Here is an 18,577-nt window from a genome sequence, read left to right as displayed (position 1 = left end):
CGCCTGCGTTGATATCGGGTGAGCGGGTTAAAAATTAACAGCCTAAGCGGAGTGTATAAAGAGGATGGTAGATCATTTGGAACAGCAATTTCAGGCACTTGAGTCGCAAGAGTCTGTAATGCCTGACTATCCCGATCAGGATCATGTTTTGATCATTGAGGATGACCAGCGTCTGGCCGAACTTACCCGTGATTACTTGGAAGCGAACGGCTTCCAAGTAACGCTGGAAGCCGACGGTGCTAAAGGTGTCGACCGTATTTTAACCCTACAGCCTGATCTGGTGATTTTAGACTTGATGCTGCCAGGGGAGGACGGCCTAGCGATTTGTCGCCGCGTTAGACCCAATTTTGCAGGCCCGATCATGATGCTAACCGCGCGCACCGACGATCTTGATCAGGTCTTGGGTCTCGAAATGGGCGCTGACGACTATGTGCCGAAGCCGGTTCAACCGCGGGTGCTGCTGGCGCGTATGCGCGCACTACTGCGCCGCGCCGACGGGCCTGCCCCAGACGGCGAGATGCGGCTGCGTTTTGAAAATCTAGAGATCGATAACGCGACTCGCGAAGCCTGGCTCTCGGGTGAGCGCATTGACTTAACCAGCGCCGAGTTCGACCTACTTTGGCTACTCGGTCGTAACGCAGGTCGAGTGCTCACCCGTGAAGAGATATTCAGCGACTTACGGGGCATTAAGTACGACGGCCAAGACCGCTCTATTGATGTACGCGTATCGCGCATTCGACCCAAAATTGGTGATGACCCTAATCAGCCTCACCGGATCAAAACCGTGCGCAGTAAAGGTTATCTCTTCGTCAAGGACAGTTGATCATCCAGAGGGACAGCATCATGCGGCGAGTGCTCAGTAACGGCTCGTTTTTACGCTTCTATTTGTTGCTGGGCATCGCGCTATTAGTGGTGTTTATCATCGCGCTAGCGGGGCGTTCCTTTATCGAACAGGTGCGCCGCGAAGACTACCGTGAGCAGCTTGCCGCGCTACCCATGTCGCTGATGACGCAACAGCTCGCCGCCACGCCTGTAGAACAGCGACATGCCCTGATTGAACGTTTTTCAGAGCAGCTCGATTTACAACTGACCCTGCAGCCGATCAATGAGGCGGAGTTGGGCTATTTTGAGCGGTCTCGCCTGGAGCAGGGCAAAATACTGGTCGCCGAAAGCCCCTGGCTATTGCAACAGCGCCTGCCTAGCGGAACTTGGCTGCTACAAGCGCGTCTTGGTGACTGGAGCGAGCACCAGTGGCATGGCAGCATTGAACTGCTCGGCGAGTGGCTTGCGGCAACGCCCGCGGAAGAGCGTGATGCCCGCATTGCCCAATTACGCCAAGGGAGTTGGCCGTTGCAGCTTTTGTCGTCGTTGCCTGTGGGGCTAACGGCGCAGCAGCAGGCCCAACTGGCCAGCGGTAACGTCATCACTAAGCTAGTCTCCGATAAGCTGTCAATTACGCTGCTCTATCAGGTGCCAAGCCAGCAGTTACCAAGCGAGCAGTTGCCAAGCGAGTCACAATGGCTGCAAGCGGGGCCTCTTTCCCGCGGCGACACCCTTCCACTAAATTTACATCTGCCTCTCCTGGTGGGGCTGATGATTGTTCTTAGTCTGATTATCTATTTGATTATGCGCAGCATTGAAGCCCGCATGGCACGGCTGGAACTGGCCGCCACGAGGATTGCCAGCGGCCGCCTGGAAACCCGTGTGAAAGTAGAGAGCGGTGACTTTTTAGGCCGCTTGGGCATGGCGTTTAACGGTATGGCCAATCAGGTGCAGAGCCTGCTGCGTGGTCAGCAGGAGATGATTCGGGCGGTTTCCCACGAACTTCGTACCCCCGTAGCGCGCATTCGCTTTGCTGTGCAGATGGTCGAGGATATGACCGATCAGCCCGCCATTCGCCGCCAGCTTCAGGGCATTGATGCGGATATTGCCGAACTCGATGAATTAGTCGATGAAATCCTTACCTATGCACGGCTAGGTGGGGAAACAGTTAACGGGGCCGAGCTTGAAACGGCGCTGGTAGAGTGCCGGGGTATGGCGGAAAGGGTGATTGATACGCTGTCGCCGCTGCATAAAGGCCTAACGCTGACGCTTGCCCATGGGCCTGAAATCGAGCTCTTAGCGGAGCCGCGCTATCTCCAGCGCGCGGTGCAGAATTTAGTCGGAAATGCCTGCCGTCATGCCAAGTCCCAGGTGGTGATTCAACTTTGGGATGAACCCAATCTGGTGCGTATCGATGTCGAGGATGATGGCCCTGGTATTCCGCCGGAAGCGCGGGCGGATATTTTCAAACCCTTTGCCCGGTTGGACGACAGCCGCGCCCGCAGCTCCGGCGGCTACGGGTTAGGGCTTTCGATTGTACAGAAAATAATGGCCGGGCACGGCGGCAGCGTGACCATCGATACCAGTCCCACCTTAGGCGGTGCGCGCTTTACGCTGCTGGTTCCGCGTCGCGATCCGCCGGTTTAACCCCCGTTAGCACTGCAAAGGAGGTCTCCCGCGCAGTGCGTAAGAAATCCTGCATCCACGGCGCTTCTCGGGTCTCTTCGCGAATCGCCGCATACAGCGTGCTCCATACCCCATGCTCGCCTAGCTTCACCGCGCTAACGTAATCGCGCTCTAAATACTCGGTTAGCGCCCAGTTGGGCAGCGCGCAGACGCCGCGCCCGCTGGCCACCAACTGCATCATCATAATCGTCAATTCAGCGGTGCGGATCTCCTTAGGGCGCACATTCGCGGGCTGCAAAAACTGGGTGAAAATATCCAGCCGCGACTGCTCAACGGGGTAGGTAATCAAGGTTTCCTCAGCCAGTGCCTGGGGTTCTATAAACCCCCCGCCTGCAAAAGGGTGTTGTCGGGCGACGGCCAATAGCCCCTCATAGTGAAACAGCGGCGCGTAGTGAATGCCCTCAAGGGGCTGGGGGTCGGCGGTGATGACCAGATCCAGCTGCTCGCGGGCAAGCGCCGGCAGTGGGTCGAAGTGATGGCCGCTGGGAATGTCGATTTCCACCTCAGGCCAGTGATCGCGAAAATAATCCACCGTGGGCATCAGCCATTGAAAGCAGCTGTGACACTCGATGGCCATATGCAAACGCCCTTGCTCGGTGCCTGCCAAACGTGCCAAATCACGCTCCGCCTTGCGTACTTCCGGTAGCACCTGGTCGGCCAGGGCGAGTAGGCGCAGCCCCGCGCGGGTGAATTCTACCGGGCGTGTTTTACGCACAAACAGCGCGCTGTCCACGCGGCTCTCAAGATCCTTGAGCTGGTGCGATAGCGCCGATTGGGTCAAATGCACGCGATCGGCAGCATCGACCAGAGAGCCGGTTTCGCGCAGCGCCAGCAGCGTGCGTAGGTGTCGTAACTCAATCATGTAGTGGCTCAATCCTATAGTGGCTCAAGCATTGTGAGTATTTTTCATCTTTACTATTAGAAACTTTAGTTTGATTCACTAAGGTGTGGTGCCCAGACTGTGTGAAATTATTCACGTTGGTAGGGTTCATCATGACAGTTTCTCATATTCTCGGCTATCCCCGCATCGGCGCCCAGCGCGAGCTAAAAAAAGCCACTGAGGCTTACTGGAAGGGCGAGTGCACGCGTAGCGAGCTTGAAAGCATCGGCCGTGAGCTGCGTTTGCGCCACTGGCAGGCGCAGCAAGACGCGGGTTTGGATTTCGTTAGCGTGGGCGATTTCGCCTTTTACGATCAAGTGCTTAACGTATCAGTGGCGCTGGGGGCGGTGCCAGCACGCTTTAATGCCCAAACAGAGATTGCGGGTGGCGATATCGACCTTGATACCGCCTTCCGCATGGCACGTGGTCGGGCGCCCAGCGGTGAGCCCGCCGCGGCCTGTGAAATGACCAAGTACTTCGATACTAACTACCACTACCTCGTGCCCGAACTGCACGAAGGGCAAACCTTTACCCTGGCCTCCAATCGCCTATTTAATGAAGTGGATGAAGCGTTACGCGCGGGTTTCACCCCCAAGGTAACGTTGACGGGCCCGCTGACCTGGCTGTGGCTGGGCAAAACCAAAGGCGGTGATTTTGACCGCCTGACGCTGCTCGACAGCGTGCTTAATGTGTACGGTGAAATATTAGCGCGGCTCGCCACCCAGGGTATTGAGTGGGTTCAATTGGATGAGCCAGCGCTGGTGCAGGATCTCCCGCTGGCATGGCAGCAGGCGTTTGAGCGGGCTTATCACCGCCTTCAGTCAGCGCCGCTAAAGCTATTGCTAGCCACTTACTTCGGCGGATTGGGCGACAATCTCTCGCTGGCGACCCGCTTGCCCGTGGCTGGGTTACACATTGATACCGTGCGCGCGCCGCAGCAGATAGAAAGCGTGATTGACCGCCTTGGCCCGCATCAGGTGCTATCAATCGGGTTTGTAGATGGCCGCAATATCTGGCGGGCCGATTTGGCAGCATTGCGCGAACGCCTGCTGCCGTTAAAAGTGCGTTTGGGCCAGCGGCTTTGGCTGGCCCCAAGCTGCTCACTACTCCATGTGCCGGTAGATTTGGCGCAGGAAACGGAGCTTGGTGATGAGCTGATCAGCTGGCTGGCCTTCGCGCGGCAGAAGCTTGACGAGGTGGTCACCCTGGCGCGCTTGATCGATAACCGCGCCACGCCTGCCGACGAGCAGCGCCTGGATCAGGCCACTCGAGCCCTGGATGCCCGGCGAGAATCAACCCGTATTCATCAAGAAGTGGTCAGTGAGCGTTTGGCGGCGATTAGCCCCGCCGATAGCCAGCGCCAGGCGCCTTACACCGTCCGCGCAGAGGCTCAGCGACGGGCTCTTAAGCTGCCGCTATTCCCCACCACGACGATTGGCTCTTTCCCGCAAACCGATGAAATTCGAGCCGCCCGGCGCGCGTTTAAAGCCGGTGAGCTGTCGCTGGCCGACTACGAAGCCCGTATGCAGGCTGAAATTGCTTACGCCGTAGAGCGCCAGCAAGCCTTGGCTATCGATGTGCCGGTGCATGGTGAAGCCGAACGTAATGACATGGTGGAGTACTTTGGCGAGCAGCTTGAGGGCTTTGACTTTACTCGGTTTGGCTGGGTGCAGAGCTACGGTTCACGCTGCGTTAAACCGCCGGTGATCTTCGGTGATGTATCGCGCCCCGCCCCGATGACGGTGCGTTGGAGCGAATACGCCCAAACCCTGACCGACAAACCCATGAAGGGTATGCTGACCGGCCCTGTGACGATTCTTCAGTGGTCGTTTGTGCGCGATGACCAGCCGCGGGAAACCACCTGCCGCCAGATTGCCTTGGCGCTGCGCGATGAAGTGTTGGATCTAGAAAAAGCCGGGATCAACATTATTCAAATTGATGAGCCAGCGCTGCGCGAAGGGTTACCGCTGCGCCAGCATGAGTGGCAGTCGTACCTTGATTGGGCGGTAGAGAGCTTCCAATTGAGTGCCGCAGGCGTTGGCAATGCTACTCAGATTCATACCCATATGTGCTACTCGGAGTTTAACGACATCATTGGCGCGATTGCAGCACTTGATGCCGATGTGATCACCATCGAAACGTCGCGTTCGGATATGCACCTGCTGGACGCCTTCCAGGACTTCGCGTATCCCAACGAAATCGGGCCAGGGGTTTACGATATCCACACCCCCAACATTCCTGAGGTGAGCTGGATGGTCGATTTGATGGAAAAAGCCCTGGAAAAAATCCCCGCCGAACGGCTGTGGGTAAACCCGGACTGCGGCCTAAAAACCCGTGGTTGGGCGGAAGTGGAGCCAGCGCTAGCCAATATGGTGGAAGCCGCCAAGGTGCTCCGCCAACGCTACTCGTAAACGATCAATAGCAAAGTGCTTCAACGCGGTCTGAACAACCCTCTGCGGGGGCGCTGTTAACCCCTCCCTGGGCGCTACTTTCGCCAGCTGACCGCCATGGATGGCGGAAATGCCGGAATTGTTGGGAACATTCTCCGTCCATGGCGAAAGACCCCCGCTACGGGTTGATTCAGACCTTGCCAAAACCGGCCTCAGCGCTGTGGGCTTTCAGCTTTTAGCTTTTAGCTTTTAGCTTTTCGATGCATAAGCGTAGAGCAGCGTTTCCTGGGCACTGATGGCATCGCTGTCACCCGGATCCTGGAGTCGGTAGCTGCCGTCGGTCTGGAGCAGCCAGCTCTGGCAGTTATCCACCAGGTAGGTCTCTAGGTCTTTACGCACTCGGGTGGCGAGCTTCTTGTCTAGTAACGGAAAGCAGGTCTCCACGCGGTGAAACATATTGCGCGACATAAAGTCGGCGCTTGAGCACCAAGTCTCCGACTTGCCATCATTGTGGAAGTGGAATACCCGAGTATGTTCCAGCAAACGGCCAATAATCGAGCGCACGCGAATGTTGTCTGAGACGCCCGGTATGCCGGGTTTCAAACAGCACATGCCGCGAATAATCAAGTCGCACTCAACCCCCGCCTGGGAGGCACGGTAGAGCGCCTTGATAAGCTTGGGCTCAGTTAACGAGTTGCACTTAATGATGATATGCCCGCGCTTTCCCTTACGCGCTATCTGCGCTTCCCGGTCGATCATTGCCACCAACCGCTCATGCAGTGTGAAAGGCGCATGCAATAGCGTGTCGATTTTGCGCGCGCGGCCCATCCCCGACAACTGCTGAAACACCTTATGCACATCTGCACATAGCGCTTTGTTGGCGGTCAGCAGGCTGTAGTCGGTATACAGTTTGGCGGTTTTAGCGTGATAGTTGCCGGTGCCCAGGTGGGCGTAGTAGCACAGCTCACCTTTCTCACGGCGCACAATGTGCAGCATTTTGGCGTGGGTTTTGTAAGCCATAATACCGTAGACAACGATCGCCCCGGCTTCCTGCAGGCGTGAAGCCAGCTGTAAGTTGTCGGCTTCATCAAAGCGCGCGCGCAGCTCAATGACCACGGTGACTTCCTTACCCTGGCTAGCCGCTTCCACCAGGGCATTAACAATGGCCGAGTCGGCACCCGTGCGGTAAAGGGTCTGCTTCACCGCCAGTACATGAGGGTCACGGGCGGCTTCGCGCAGCAGGTCTTCAATCGGCGTAAACGACTGGAAGGGGTGATGGAGCAGAATGTCGTTCTTGGCGATAGCGTCAAACAGGCTACCCGCTTTGAGTGCTTTGGGAATGCTGGGGGTAAACGGCCGGTAGAGCAGTTCGGGGCGATCCACGTCGCCTAGTACCGACATCATGCGGGTTAAGTTGACCGGCCCTTTAACGCGATATAGATCGCCGCTCTCGAGCTCAAACTGGCGCAGCAAAAAGTTGATTAAGTCATCGGGGCAGCTGTCGGCGACTTCCAAGCGTACGCCGCTGCCGTAGCGGCGTGCCAGTAGCTCACCGCGCAGCGCCGAGGCGAGATCCGAGACCTCCTCAGGGTCAACGCTCATATCCGCGTTGCGGGTCAGCCGGAATTGGTAGCAGCCACGCACGCTCATGCCAGGAAATAGCTCCTCGGCGTGGGCATGAATCATCGATGAGAGGAAAACATACTCAGAGAAACCCTCTTCGCACAGCTCCTTGGGCAGCGCCATCAGGCGCGGCAGCGAACGCGGCGCGGGTAGAATTGCCATACCACCAGCGCGGCCAAAAGCATCTTTACCTTCCAGCTCAACAATAAAATTGAGGCTTTTATTAACTAGGCGCGGGAAGGGGTGCGAGGGGTCGAGACCTATCGGGCTGATGACCGGCATAATTTCGTTATCGAAAAATGTCTTAACCCAGGCTTTCTGCTTATTAGTCCACTGATCGCGGCGACGAAAACGCAGCCCATGGGTTTCCAGCGCGGGCAGTAAGGTGTCGTTGAGTATCTGGTACTGGCGGTCAATTTGCGCGTGAGCAAGCTGCGAAATCTCCCCCAACACCGCTTTGGGCAGGCGGCCATCGGCGGCGGTGGTGTCGTCGCCCAGGGCAATTTGATGCTTCAAGCCCGCCACACGAATCTCGAAAAACTCATCCATGTTGGAAGAAAAAATCAGCAGGAACATCAACCGGTTGAGCAGCGGGTGGGCGTCGTCTAACGCCTGTTCCAGCACTCGGATATTGAACTGTAGGTGCGACAGCTCACGGTTGAAGTAGAGCTGGGTATCATCAAGATCGGTTTCAGGCAGCGCTTCACGCGCTTGAACGCCGGTTGGTGTGCGGTTAATCCGTAGCGGCATATCGCTGTCGCTGCTGGTGTGATCAGTAGACGATAGTGGTAAAGAATCTGAAGCTTGCTCGTCCATAGTGGATCTCCCCGCGTTGATAGCTCGAAGGTATCATAGCCTGATACTTGTATATCAGTGCAGTATGCGGGGAGAAGATGACAAATAAGTGTCACCTGGTTGTCATCTTAGCGTTACGGGCTAGCGTTGCTGAAGTAAACGCGCTGCGTCGAGGGCAAAGTAAGTCAGAATGCCGTCCGCACCTGCCCGTTTGAAACACATCAGCGACTCAAGTATCACAGGCTCCGCAGCCAACCAGCCGTTATCGAAGGCGGCGCGGTGCATGGCGTACTCGCCGCTGACTTGGTAAGCGAAGGTGGGTACCTGTAATTCGCTTTTCACCCGGCGCACGATATCCAAGTAGGGCATGCCGGGCTTGACCATCACCATATCGGCGCCTTCGGAGATATCCATGGCCACTTCGTGCAGCGCTTCATCGCTGTTAGCGGGGTCCATTTGATAGGTGCGCTTGTCCGCTTTGCCTAAGTTAGTAGCCGAACCGACCGCATCGCGAAAAGGGCCGTAGTAGTGTGACGCATATTTGGCGCTGTAGGCCATAATACGCACGTTATGCAGGTGTTCTTGCTCCAACACCAGGCGAATAGCGCCAATCCGCCCATCCATCATATCGGAAGGGGCGACGACGTCTGCACCGGCTTCGGCATGGGAGAGCGCCTGTTTGAGCAGCGTATCCACCGTGCGGTCATTCTGCACATAGCCGTATTCGTCAAGAATGCCGTCCTGGCCGTGGCTGGTATAAGGGTCAAGAGCCACGTCAGTGATGATGCCTAATTCGGGCAGCGCTTCTTTAAGGGCGCGCACGCTTCGCTGAACTAAACCATTGGCGCTATAGGCCTCTTCGGCAAGCTCACTCTTGTGCTCGGGCCCGACCACAGGAAACAGTGCCAGCGCCGGGATGCCCAGTGCATACGCCTCGCGGGCTTGCTCGATCAACAGGTCGATAGAGAGCCGCTCGACGCCGGGCATGGAGGCGATGGCTTCGCGCTGATTTTCTCCCTCTAACACAAACACCGGCAGAATCAGGTCGGATGGGGTTAGGCTGTTCTCCTGCATCAACCGGCGTGAAAAATCATCGCGGCGCATACGGCGCATACGCGTGGCGGGAAAATGACGGGCAGTGGGTGTACTCAAGGGAGCTCTCCATTAGAAGTCATAAAAACAGGTAACGTGAACATTAAAGATCATAAATAAACATGCCCGAAGGCCTGAAGGGAGTATATCAGCCATGCCTTGCGGCGAAAGCCGCCTTGTGACAATACGACAGACTGACTAAAGTGGACGATTGCTTTGCTGTATTGCGTTCGGCAGACCCTGGGATAAGGAGATAGGCATGACCAAACAGGTGGCAGTTATTTTAGCCGGCTGCGGCGTTTACGATGGTTCGGAAATTTATGAGACCACGCTGACGCTGCTGCGGCTGGATCAGTTGGGGATAGATTACCGTTGTTTTGCCCCGGATATTGAGCAGCACCATGTGGTTAATCACCTCACCCAAGACGTCGTTGAGGGCGAGCAGCGTAACGTTCTATTAGAGTCTGCCCGCCTGGCGCGGGGCGATATTAGTCCATTGGACGAGTTAGTGGCGGATGATTTTGATGCTGTCATTGTCCCCGGTGGTTTTGGCGTTGCCAAGAACCTGTCGGACTTTGCCAGCGCCGGTGACAATATGCAGGTGTTAGAGGCATTAAAAGAAGCGCTGATCGGCTTTCGTCACGATAACAAGCCAATTGGTTTGATGTGTATTGCGCCTGTCATCGTGCCCCGGCTGTTCGATGACGGCATTGCGGTGACGGTGGGCAATGACCCAGCGGTTTCCGGGGCAATTAGCGCCATGGGCGGTCTGCACCGCAGCTGTGGGGTAGAAGACATCGTGGTGGACCTTGAGCACCGCGTGGTGACTACGCCGGCCTATATGTTGGCAACGCGCATCAGCGAAGCTGCGACCGGTATCTTTAAGTTGGTAGATCGCATCAATGAAATGATGGATTTAACCACTGGTTAAATAAGTATGAGCCATCTAAAAGCCGCCGCCATTATTAATGGCGGCGGCTTTTTTAATCACTTATTGATCCATTGGAAGACCTATCCGTCGGCCTCTTGATCTTCAGCAGCCTCTTGCTCCTGTTTGCGTTTTCGCACCAGGCGGCCAAACAGCAGCCCAACTTCATAGAGCAGATACATCGGAATCGCCAGTAGGCTCTGGGAAATCACATCTGGTGGGGTGAGTAGCATGCCGACCACGAAGCAACCTAGCAGAATATACGGGCGCTTTTTAGACAGGCTCTCTACTGTGGTAGCGCCAGAAAGGATAAGCAAGAAGGTCGCAATGGGAATTTCAAACGCTACGCCAAAGGCAAAAAACAGCTTAAGCACGAAGTTCAGATACTGGTTAATGTCGGTCATGATGGCGACATTTTCCGGCCCTGTTTGGGTGAAAAACTCGAATAGCAGCGGGAACACAACGTAGTAGGCAAACGCCGCTCCGCCGTAGAACAGCGCAATGCTTGAAACCAGAATCGGCACCGCCAGCGCTTTCTCATTATCGTAAAGCCCTGGGGCAATAAACGCCCAGGCTTGGTGCAGTACGAAGGGAATAGCGATAAACACCGCAACCACCAGGGTGAGCTTGAACGGCGCTAAGAATGGCGAAGCGACTTCCGTGGCGATCATTTGCGAGCCTTCAGGCAGTAGCGCCATTAACGGCTCGGCAACAAAGGTATAGATATCATTGGCAAAGGAGTAGAGGCCCAAAAAGACCACCAAAATCACAATCACGGCACGCATTAGCCGTGAGCGTAGCTCGATCAGGTGCTCAATAAGGGGGGCTTGGATCTGTTCTTCCCGCGGCTCCTTTGAATCGCCAGACATACTCATTGGTGATTACGATCCTTATTAAGTGCAGCCGACTCAGGGTTAGTCGTTTCAGGTTCGGCCTCGCGGGTGGGCGCAGCAGAGGCAGGCGCGGAAGATGATGGAGGCGTTTCCTCACGCACCGTTTGCAGGGCGTCATCCAATCGAGAGCTGGCCTTGGCAACGCGCTGCTCAGTGTCGCTCTGGGCCGCCTTGGTTGGTGGCGGAGACTTAGCGTCACTGCTGGCAGGGGCGTCGGCGATGCTTTCTACGTCCAGCTTAGCTTTCTTAAGGCTGTTATCGAGCTTCTGCTGTTGCTCGTTGAGCTTTTGACGCAGCTCTTCTGCTTCCAGCTGGGCGCTGATTTCACGCTGCATACCGGATACCGTGCGCTTAATTCTGCCAATCCACATGCCCGCCGTACGGGCGGCACGCGGCAGCCGCTCCGGGCCAAGCACCAGCAGCCCGACGATGCCAATCAGCATCAGTTCAAGAAAGCCGATATCCAGCATGGTTTATTTGCGCTCTTCGTTTCGGTCGCTCGCGGCCTGTTTCTCTTCGGCTTGAACGTCATAAGTGTTGCCCGGCTCTTCATGGCTCACTTTGGCATGGGGTTGGTCGGCGTCGTCTTTATCTGCCTCTTTATTTTTTTCTTCATCGTGCATGGCTTTCTTGAAACCCTTGACCGCCCCACCCAGGTCGGTACCCACGTTACGCAGTTTTTTGGTGCCGAAAACCAGGATGATGATGCCCAGTACAATCAGCAACTGCCAAATACTAATGCCACCTAACATATGCGTTTCCTCATGGGAGCAGGTTAACTTTCATTGTTGATGCAAACGGTGATGCAAACGGTGATGTAAACATTGCTACTACCAGCGTTACCACTGTTACCACTACAGTAAGCGCGTTACCACTATGCGACAGCTATATGTGGCAACTATGGCTGGCGGGCGGATTTTTCCTCGTGTCCGGAAATACCGAAGCGCCGTGCCAGTTCGTCTAAAACGTCCTGATGATCCATTCCTAGGTGCGACAGCATCACCAGGCTATGAAACCACAGGTCGGCGGTTTCAGAAATCAACGCTTGGCGTTCAGCCTCGCTTCCATGCTCAGCATCTTTTGCTGCAAGCACTGTTTCTGTGGCTTCCTCGCCCACCTTTTCGAGTATCTTGTTCAAACCCTTATGATGCAAGGAGGCAACATAAGATTCTTCTGCCGCTGCATTGCGCCGCTGCTTTAACACCTCATTGAGCGTATCCAGCACATCGGTATGGCTAGTCGAATTGTTAGGCGATAATGCGTTGCTGTCCATGGGAATCCTTGTGAGCGTTTAGTGCGCCGCTGCGTCGTTATCTAACAATAGCTTATTGCCACACCAGCAGCAGTAGGCCAATGGCGGCGGCCGCTAGTATCGGCCACTCCTGAAGCGTAATCCAACCGCTTAACGGCTGCCACGCCAGTGCCAATGCGAGTAGAATCAAGCCAAGCCGCAGGCGGTAGAGGCGTTTTCCCTGGCGCGCCATCTGCACCCGCATTGCGTTGATCGAGTCGACCTGCTGGTGGCGCTGGCGATGCTCGTGCTCCATACGGCTGAGCGCCTGATGAGCCAGAGCGGGCAGTTCGGGCAACTGGTGTGAAAGTTCCGGCGCCTGACGCTTTAATGACTCCCATAAACCGCTCACTCCGGCACGATCTTTCATCCACTGCTCTAAATAGGGCTTGGCGGTGCTCCACAAATCTAGATCCGGATAGAGTTGACGCCCCAGGCCTTCAATATTGAGCAGCGTTTTCTGCAACAGTACCAGCTGCGGCTGCACTTCCATATTAAAGCGCCGCGCAGTTTGAAACAGCCCCAGCAACACCTGACCGAAGGAGATATCTTTCAACGGCTTCTCTAGAATGGGCTCACAAACGGTGCGAATCGCTGCCGCGAACTCATTGGCGCGGGTATTTTCACCCACCCAGCCTGACTCAATGTGCAGCGCGGCCACTTCGTAATAGTCCTGGTGGAAAAACGCCAGTAGGTTGCGCGCCAAGTAGTCTTGGTCTTCCCGCGTCAGGCTGCCGACAATGCCGCAGTCGATGGCAATGTACTGAGGGTCGTCGGGGTTGTCACAGTTGACGAAGATATTACCTGGGTGCATATCCGCGTGGAAAAAGTTGTCACGGAATACCTGGGTAAAGAACAGCTCAACGCCGCGTTCGGCAAGTTTCTTCAAATTAGTGCCACGAGCAATCAGAGTATCTAAATCAGCGACTGGAATACCACGAATGCGCTCTTGCACCATCACGTGGCGGCGGGTGAAGGGCCAGTAGATGGTAGGTACAAACAGCAGCGGTGAGTCTTTGAAGTTACGTTTGAGCTGCGAGGTGTTGGCGGCCTCTTTGTAGAGATCCAGTTCATCAAACAGCGTGGCTTCGTAGTCGCGGATCACTTCCACCGGGCGCAGGCGGCGCGCCTCGGGAATTTTGGAAAACAATTTGGCGACCTGGTACATCAGCGCCATATCCTGACGCATCACGCGATCAATCCCAGGGCGAATAATTTTCACCACTACGTCTTCACCGCCGTGCAGCCTTGCCGCGTGCACCTGGGCAATCGATGCCGAGGCTAATGGCACACGGTCAAATTCAGCAAAGGCCTCTTCCAGCGACATTTCCAGCGCTTTCTCGACCCGGGCGGCAGCTTGCTCGCCAGGAAAAGGCGGCACCTGATCTTGCAGACGTTTCAGCTCATCGGCGATATCCGCTGGCAGCAGGTCGCGACGGGTCGAGAGCATTTGGCCGAATTTAATAAAAATCGGTCCTAACGCCTCCAGCGATAAGCGCAGACGTTCGCCCCGTGAGCGCTTGCCAACGGGCACCAAACGTAGTGGAGAAAACCACAACAGCGCCCGAAGCCACCAGGGCAGCCGCTCTAATGGCAGTAGTGTATCCAATCGGTGGCGGCTGATTATCCAACTTATCCGCAGCAAGCGCAGACTCATGGGCGCGACTCCTGTGGCTCGGGCTGAAGCTGTTCTAGTCGTCGCTGCAAGCGGTTTAGACGCGCTTCCAGGCGATCAGTCGCCACTTCTAACTCGGTCAGGTGCTCGCGGAGTAGGTTACGCTGCTGCCGCCCGGGCAGCAGGCGTGCCTCTTCAAAGACATATTCAGACACATCCTGCATCAGCTCGTCTTTGGCGCGCAGCCCCCAGCGGGCAGCGCGCCGCAGGCCTTCGGCCAGGGAGTGGGCTGGTATATCGCCCAGCCAGCGGGCCAGCTCGCTTTCCCAGTCGATGTCCAGGTCGAAGAGCAGATCTCGAGTGGCTTCAAGCAGAGTGATACGCCCGCGCACGGCCAGTTTGCCGTCAAACATGAGGCGTTCAACCGAAGCGCCGCTGATCCACTCTGAAAACGTTTCTGGGGTGAGCTCTACCACTGCGTCTACGTCGGTTTCATCAACGTCATCGCCGCGCATCAGGTCGAGCCCAGCGTGATGGTAGTAAATGACCAGCGCTAAATGGGGCTGCTCTAAACGAACCAGTAAACGACTGCCTGCGAGCGCCGCCAGCCGAGCTGGGGCCGCAGGGTCGCGGGCGAGTAGGGCGTTGAGCGTGCGTTCACAACCGGCCAGCAGGAGGGTCGGGGTTACCAGCATGCTGACCTCTTGCCAGGAAACGTCAGGACACAAAAAATCAGGGCACCAAAAATCATAGCTTAATGCCGCGGTGCAGGGCCACGATACCGCCGGTCAGGTTGGTGTACTCAACCCGCTCAAGCCCCGCATCTTCCATCATCGCTTTGAGCGTTTCCTGATCCGGGTGCATACGAATTGACTCCGCCAAGTAGCGGTAGCTGTCGCCATCGCCCGCCACCAGTTCGCCCATTTTGGGCAGTAGGCGGAAAGAGTACTCATCGTAAGCCTTGGAAAGCAGCGGATTGTTGGGCTTAGAGAACTCCAGCACCAGCAGGCGACCACCGGGCTTGAGTACCCGGGCCATGGAGCGCAGTGCGGCGTCTTTATCGGTGACGTTACGCAGGCCAAAGGCAATGGTGATGCAGTCGAAGCTGTTGTCGGGAAACGGCAGGCTTTCGGCATTGGCCTGAACATACTCGACGTTGCCGCCTACGCCGTTATCCATCAGCTTGTCGCGGCCAACTTTGAGCATCGAGGCGTTGATGTCGGCGAGTACCACTTTGCCCCGGGGGCCAACCAAGCGGGAAAACTTAAGCGTTAAATCCCCCGTGCCCCCCGCGATATCCAGTACGTGGTGGCCAGGGCGCACGCCTGCGCGCTCAATGGTCATGCGCTTCCAGATACGGTGGATGCCCATGGACATCAGGTCGTTCATAACGTCGTAGCGGGCAGCCACGGAGTGGAAGACATCAGCCACTCGCGAGGCTTTTTCATCAACAGGGACTTCCTGAAAACCAAAGTCAGTGGTGCGTTTTTCTGTGGGGCTCATTGGGCAGTAGCTCCCGAATTCGAGGCGGTGGCAAATCGACCTTAGGTGTTTTGACGCAGAGGCCGACGCGATTAAAAGTTAGCGCCATTGTAGCCTTGTCCGCCCTGGCTTGTCTGCCTAGCTTCTTGTATAGGGCTGAGTCAGGTAGTCACAGTTGCTTGAATTGGATGCTGGCGGGCTCTCGCGAGGCTCCGGCCTCTTTTAAGCGCTGCAAGTAGTTGTTCCAGTAAGCCTCTTGGTGGGTAGCGAGGTCATACAGATAGTTCCAACTAAACAGCCCGCTTTCATGGCCATCGTCAAAGTGCAGTTTCAGCGCGTAATTGCCTGCCTGAGTAATATTCTGTAGGCCGACATCTTTTTTACCCACTTGCAGCACCGCCGTATCGCCGCCGTGGCCGCGCACTTCGGCAGAAGGCGAATAGACGCGTAAAAACTCAACCGGGAGGTGAAAACTCTCCCCATTGGCGTAGCCAAGTTCCAGCTCGCGGTCCTGCTTGTGGTAGTGAACCCGAGTGGGAGTAGGGGCATTCATGATGAGACCTCATGGCTAAGTGTCCATGGCTTAATATCATGACAGCAAGCCCGCCAAAAGCGAGCTTGCTGCTGACTATACCAATGCTGCTGACTATACCAATGCTGATAGTAACAGCAGACGCAGCTTACAAAATATACCGCGACAGATCTTCGTCGACCGCCAGTTCGCCAAGCTGAGCATTGACGTAGTCGCCGTCAATCACCAGCGGGCTCTCCATATCGCCGCCCCTGAAAGAGGCTTCTTCCAATAGACGTTCCATCACCGTGTGCAGACGGCGAGCGCCGATATTTTCAGTGCCTTCATTGACCTGCCAGGAGATCTGCGCAATACGCTCAATACCGTCGGGGGTAAACTCAATGTCGAGCCCTTCGGTGGCCAGCAGTGCTTGATACTGCTTGGTCAGCGACGCAGAAGGCTCGGTAAGGATACGCTTGAAATCGTTGGGCGTGAGCGCGTCGAGCTCAACACGAATCGGCAGCCGGCCCTGAAGCTCTGGAATCAAATCCGACGGGCGCGACAGGTGGAAGGCACCGGAGGCGATAAACAGAATGTGATCGGTTTTTACCATGCCGTACTTGGTCGAGACGGTCGAACCCTCAATCAGCGGCAGCAGATCGCGCTGGACGCCCTCGCGGGAGACTTCGCCCCCGCTGGACTGGCCGCTGCCTTTGGCGACTTTATCGATCTCATCCAAGAACACGATGCCGTGTTGCTCGACCGAGTAGACTGCACGGGCCTTGATCTCTTCCTCGTTGACCAGCTTGCTCGCCTCTTCATCGCGCAGCAGTACCAGCGCCTCTTTGACCGTCACACGGCGGTTTTCACGCTTCTGCTGGCCCATGTTGGAGAACATGCTCTGCAACTGGCTGGTCATCTCTTCCATACCTGGCGGCGTCATGATGTCGATGCCTTGGCCCTGGGAAGAGATTTCGATATCAATCTCTTTATCGTCCAACTGCCCTTCGCGAAGCTTCTTGCGGAAGGTCTGGCGGGTGCCACTGTCTTCTCGCGGCTTATCTTCCTGACCCCGCGGCGGGGGCAGAAGGGCATCTAGTACGCGGTCTTCTGCAGCATCTTCGGCGCGGTGACTGACCTCCTCTTTGGCTTGTTCGCGCACCATCTTGATCGCCGCTTCCATTAAGTCGCGAATAATCGACTCAACATCACGGCCCACATAGCCGACTTCGGTAAACTTGGTCGCTTCAACTTTAATAAACGGCGCTTTAGCCAGCTTGGCCAGACGGCGGGCAATCTCGGTTTTACCGACGCCGGTGGGGCCAATCATCAAAATATTTTTAGGGGTGACTTCCGGGCGCAGATCGTCATCGAGCTGCATACGGCGCCAGCGGTTACGTAGAGCGATTGCAACGGCGCGCTTAGCATCCTGCTGGCCAATAATGTATTGGTCTAGAGCGTGAACAATTTCGCGGGGTGTCATCTGAGTCATAGTAAGTAACCTTAGTGTGCTATTAGCGGCGTTTGCGGATCGCGCGAGTTGATTAGCGATCGTCAATCGACAGCTCTTCGAGGGTCACGTGGTGGTTGGTGAATACACAGATATCACCAGCGATCGAAAGCGACTTCTCGGTAATTTCACGCGCCGACAGCTCGGTGTTTTCCAGCAGCGCTCGAGCGCTGGCCTGGGCGAAGTTGCCCCCAGAGCCAATGGCAATAATGCCGCGCTCGGGTTCGACTACATCACCGTTGCCGGTAATGATTAGCGAGGCGCTGTGATCGGCGACGGCGAGCAACGCTTCCAGGCGGCGCAGCGCCCGGTCGGTGCGCCAATCTTTGGCGAGCTCAACGGCGGCCTTGGTCAAATGGCCCTGGTACTTTTCCAACTGCGCTTCGAAGCGCTCAAACAGCGTGAAGGCGTCCGCAGTGCCACCGGCAAACCCGGCCAGTACTTTGCCACGATAGAGGCGGCGTACTTTGCTGGCGTTACCCTTCATTACGGTATTGCCCAGCGACACTTGGCCGTCGCCAGCGAGGGCGACCTGGTTACCACGACGAACGGAGACAATGGTGGTCATGGAGATAACTCCTTGGGGGGAGACGCGCTCCCGATGACTGGCTGATCACTTACTGTTTAGCAAACTGTTCCCGAAAGCGACCATTGTTTAAGCGTTCACAACGAAATGCGGGCGGCTGATAAAAAATCAACCGCCCGCAAGTATTCAGGAGCGTATTATTAGTTTTGCAGTTGGATAAGCAGTGGCTCGATACCTTGGGTATTCATTAAATCCTGGGCGCGGTTCAGCTCCCGGGTGTCCTCGTAAGGCCCCACTTGTACACGGTGCCAAGTATTGCCATCCGCCTGCACTGCGCTGATTTCCGCCAGCAGGCTTAAATTGCGCAGTCGGCCGCGCAGCTGTTCGGCATCACTTGCCTCACGAAATGAGGCTGCCTGAAGCATATAGCGCCCTGGGGTGTTGGTGGTCGCTTCATTCTCGCGGGCCGTCGAGACCTGATCTTCAGGCCGCGTGTTGGCGGCAATAACCTGGGCGATGGGGTCGTCGCCTGC

The 18,577-nt window shown here is 56.2% G+C and carries 18 protein-coding genes; 4 read left to right on the top strand and 14 right to left on the bottom strand.

From position 1 onward, the window contains the following. Window positions 1-64 precede the first annotated feature (64 nt). Together KUC_RS13985 and KUC_RS13980 are read left to right on the top strand one after the other, a co-directional pair. Window positions 65-823, top strand: a complete 759-nt coding sequence (locus KUC_RS13985) for a winged helix-turn-helix domain-containing protein (RefSeq protein ID WP_007113866.1) — start codon at window positions 65-67, stop codon at window positions 821-823. Between the two features lie 20 nt (window positions 824-843). Further along, window positions 844-2,469 carry an ATP-binding protein gene (locus KUC_RS13980; RefSeq protein WP_007113865.1) on the top strand — a complete coding sequence of 542 codons (1,626 nt, stop codon included), beginning with the start codon at window positions 844-846 and terminating at the stop codon, window positions 2,467-2,469. Here KUC_RS13980 and KUC_RS13975 read toward each other — a convergent pair. Next, window positions 2,432-3,370, bottom strand: a complete 939-nt coding sequence (locus KUC_RS13975; RefSeq protein ID WP_007113864.1) for a LysR family transcriptional regulator — start codon at window positions 3,368-3,370, stop codon at window positions 2,432-2,434. The genes KUC_RS13980 and KUC_RS13975 overlap by 38 nt on opposite strands. Before the next feature lie 131 nt (window positions 3,371-3,501). Between KUC_RS13975 and metE the strand changes: the two genes are divergently transcribed. Further along, a complete protein-coding gene (metE, locus tag KUC_RS13970; protein ID WP_007113863.1) occupies window positions 3,502-5,799 on the top strand; it encodes a 5-methyltetrahydropteroyltriglutamate--homocysteine S-methyltransferase in 2,298 nt (765 codons plus the stop codon). Window positions 5,800-6,027: 228 nt separating this feature from the next. Here metE and ppk1 read toward each other — a convergent pair whose 3' ends face one another. Then, the gene (gene ppk1, locus KUC_RS13965) at window positions 6,028-8,217 is read right to left on the bottom strand and encodes a polyphosphate kinase 1 (RefSeq protein WP_007113862.1); all 2,190 of its coding nucleotides are present in this window, start codon (window positions 8,215-8,217) and stop codon (window positions 6,028-6,030) included. A gap of 120 nt (window positions 8,218-8,337) precedes the next feature. Further along, entirely contained in the window at window positions 8,338-9,348 is a 1,011-nt protein-coding gene (hemB, locus tag KUC_RS13960) for a porphobilinogen synthase (RefSeq protein ID WP_040480924.1), read from the bottom strand. 199 nt (window positions 9,349-9,547) lie between these two features. Between hemB and elbB the strand changes: the two genes are divergently transcribed. Continuing rightward, entirely contained in the window at window positions 9,548-10,219 is a 672-nt protein-coding gene (elbB, locus tag KUC_RS13955; RefSeq protein WP_007113860.1) for an isoprenoid biosynthesis glyoxalase ElbB, read from the top strand. Between the two features lie 80 nt (window positions 10,220-10,299). On the opposite strand, the gene tatC is transcribed toward elbB, so the two are convergent. The 11 genes from tatC to KUC_RS20085 form a co-directional block, all read right to left on the bottom strand. Next, window positions 10,300-11,091: a twin-arginine translocase subunit TatC gene (gene tatC / locus KUC_RS13950; RefSeq protein WP_007113859.1), complete on the bottom strand. Its 792-nt coding sequence runs from the start codon at window positions 11,089-11,091 to the stop codon at window positions 10,300-10,302. Further along, entirely contained in the window at window positions 11,088-11,579 is a 492-nt protein-coding gene (tatB, locus tag KUC_RS13945) for a Sec-independent protein translocase protein TatB (protein ID WP_007113858.1), read from the bottom strand. Before tatB ends, tatC begins: the two co-directional genes overlap by 4 nt. A 3-nt stretch (window positions 11,580-11,582) precedes the next feature. Next, a complete protein-coding gene (gene tatA / locus KUC_RS13940; RefSeq protein ID WP_007113857.1) occupies window positions 11,583-11,861 on the bottom strand; it encodes a Sec-independent protein translocase subunit TatA in 279 nt (92 codons plus the stop codon). 146 nt (window positions 11,862-12,007) lie between these two features. Next, window positions 12,008-12,382: a phosphoribosyl-ATP diphosphatase gene (locus KUC_RS13935; RefSeq protein WP_007113856.1), complete on the bottom strand. Its 375-nt coding sequence runs from the start codon at window positions 12,380-12,382 to the stop codon at window positions 12,008-12,010. Window positions 12,383-12,434: 52 nt separating this feature from the next. After that, on the bottom strand, window positions 12,435-14,057 hold the full coding sequence (gene ubiB / locus KUC_RS13930; RefSeq protein WP_040480922.1) for a ubiquinone biosynthesis regulatory protein kinase UbiB: 1,623 nt from the start codon (window positions 14,055-14,057) through the stop codon (window positions 12,435-12,437). After that, window positions 14,054-14,710, bottom strand: a complete 657-nt coding sequence (locus KUC_RS13925; protein WP_007113854.1) for a ubiquinone biosynthesis accessory factor UbiJ — start codon at window positions 14,708-14,710, stop codon at window positions 14,054-14,056. Before KUC_RS13925 ends, ubiB begins: the two co-directional genes overlap by 4 nt. Window positions 14,711-14,762: 52 nt before the next feature. Continuing rightward, on the bottom strand, window positions 14,763-15,518 hold the full coding sequence (gene ubiE, locus KUC_RS13920) for a bifunctional demethylmenaquinone methyltransferase/2-methoxy-6-polyprenyl-1,4-benzoquinol methylase UbiE (RefSeq protein WP_007113853.1): 756 nt from the start codon (window positions 15,516-15,518) through the stop codon (window positions 14,763-14,765). Between the two features lie 148 nt (window positions 15,519-15,666). Continuing rightward, the gene (locus KUC_RS13915) at window positions 15,667-16,050 is read right to left on the bottom strand and encodes a gamma-butyrobetaine hydroxylase family protein (protein ID WP_007113852.1); all 384 of its coding nucleotides are present in this window, start codon (window positions 16,048-16,050) and stop codon (window positions 15,667-15,669) included. Between the two features lie 127 nt (window positions 16,051-16,177). Beyond that, the gene (gene hslU, locus KUC_RS13910; protein WP_007113851.1) at window positions 16,178-17,500 is read right to left on the bottom strand and encodes an ATP-dependent protease ATPase subunit HslU; all 1,323 of its coding nucleotides are present in this window, start codon (window positions 17,498-17,500) and stop codon (window positions 16,178-16,180) included. 52 nt (window positions 17,501-17,552) lie between these two features. Further along, on the bottom strand, window positions 17,553-18,086 hold the full coding sequence (gene hslV, locus KUC_RS13905; RefSeq protein WP_007113850.1) for an ATP-dependent protease subunit HslV: 534 nt from the start codon (window positions 18,084-18,086) through the stop codon (window positions 17,553-17,555). 158 nt (window positions 18,087-18,244) lie between these two features. Continuing rightward, a partial coding sequence (locus KUC_RS20085) for an SPOR domain-containing protein (protein WP_244264803.1) occupies window positions 18,245-18,577 on the bottom strand: 333 nt, incomplete at its 5' end.

The sequence above is a fragment of the Vreelandella boliviensis LC1 genome, assembly GCF_000236035.1.
In the GTDB taxonomy this organism is placed as follows: Bacteria; Pseudomonadota; Gammaproteobacteria; order Pseudomonadales; family Halomonadaceae; genus Vreelandella; species Vreelandella boliviensis.
The sequence above is the reverse complement of the archived record's forward strand: the minus strand, read 5'-3'. Positions and strand labels throughout refer to the sequence as shown.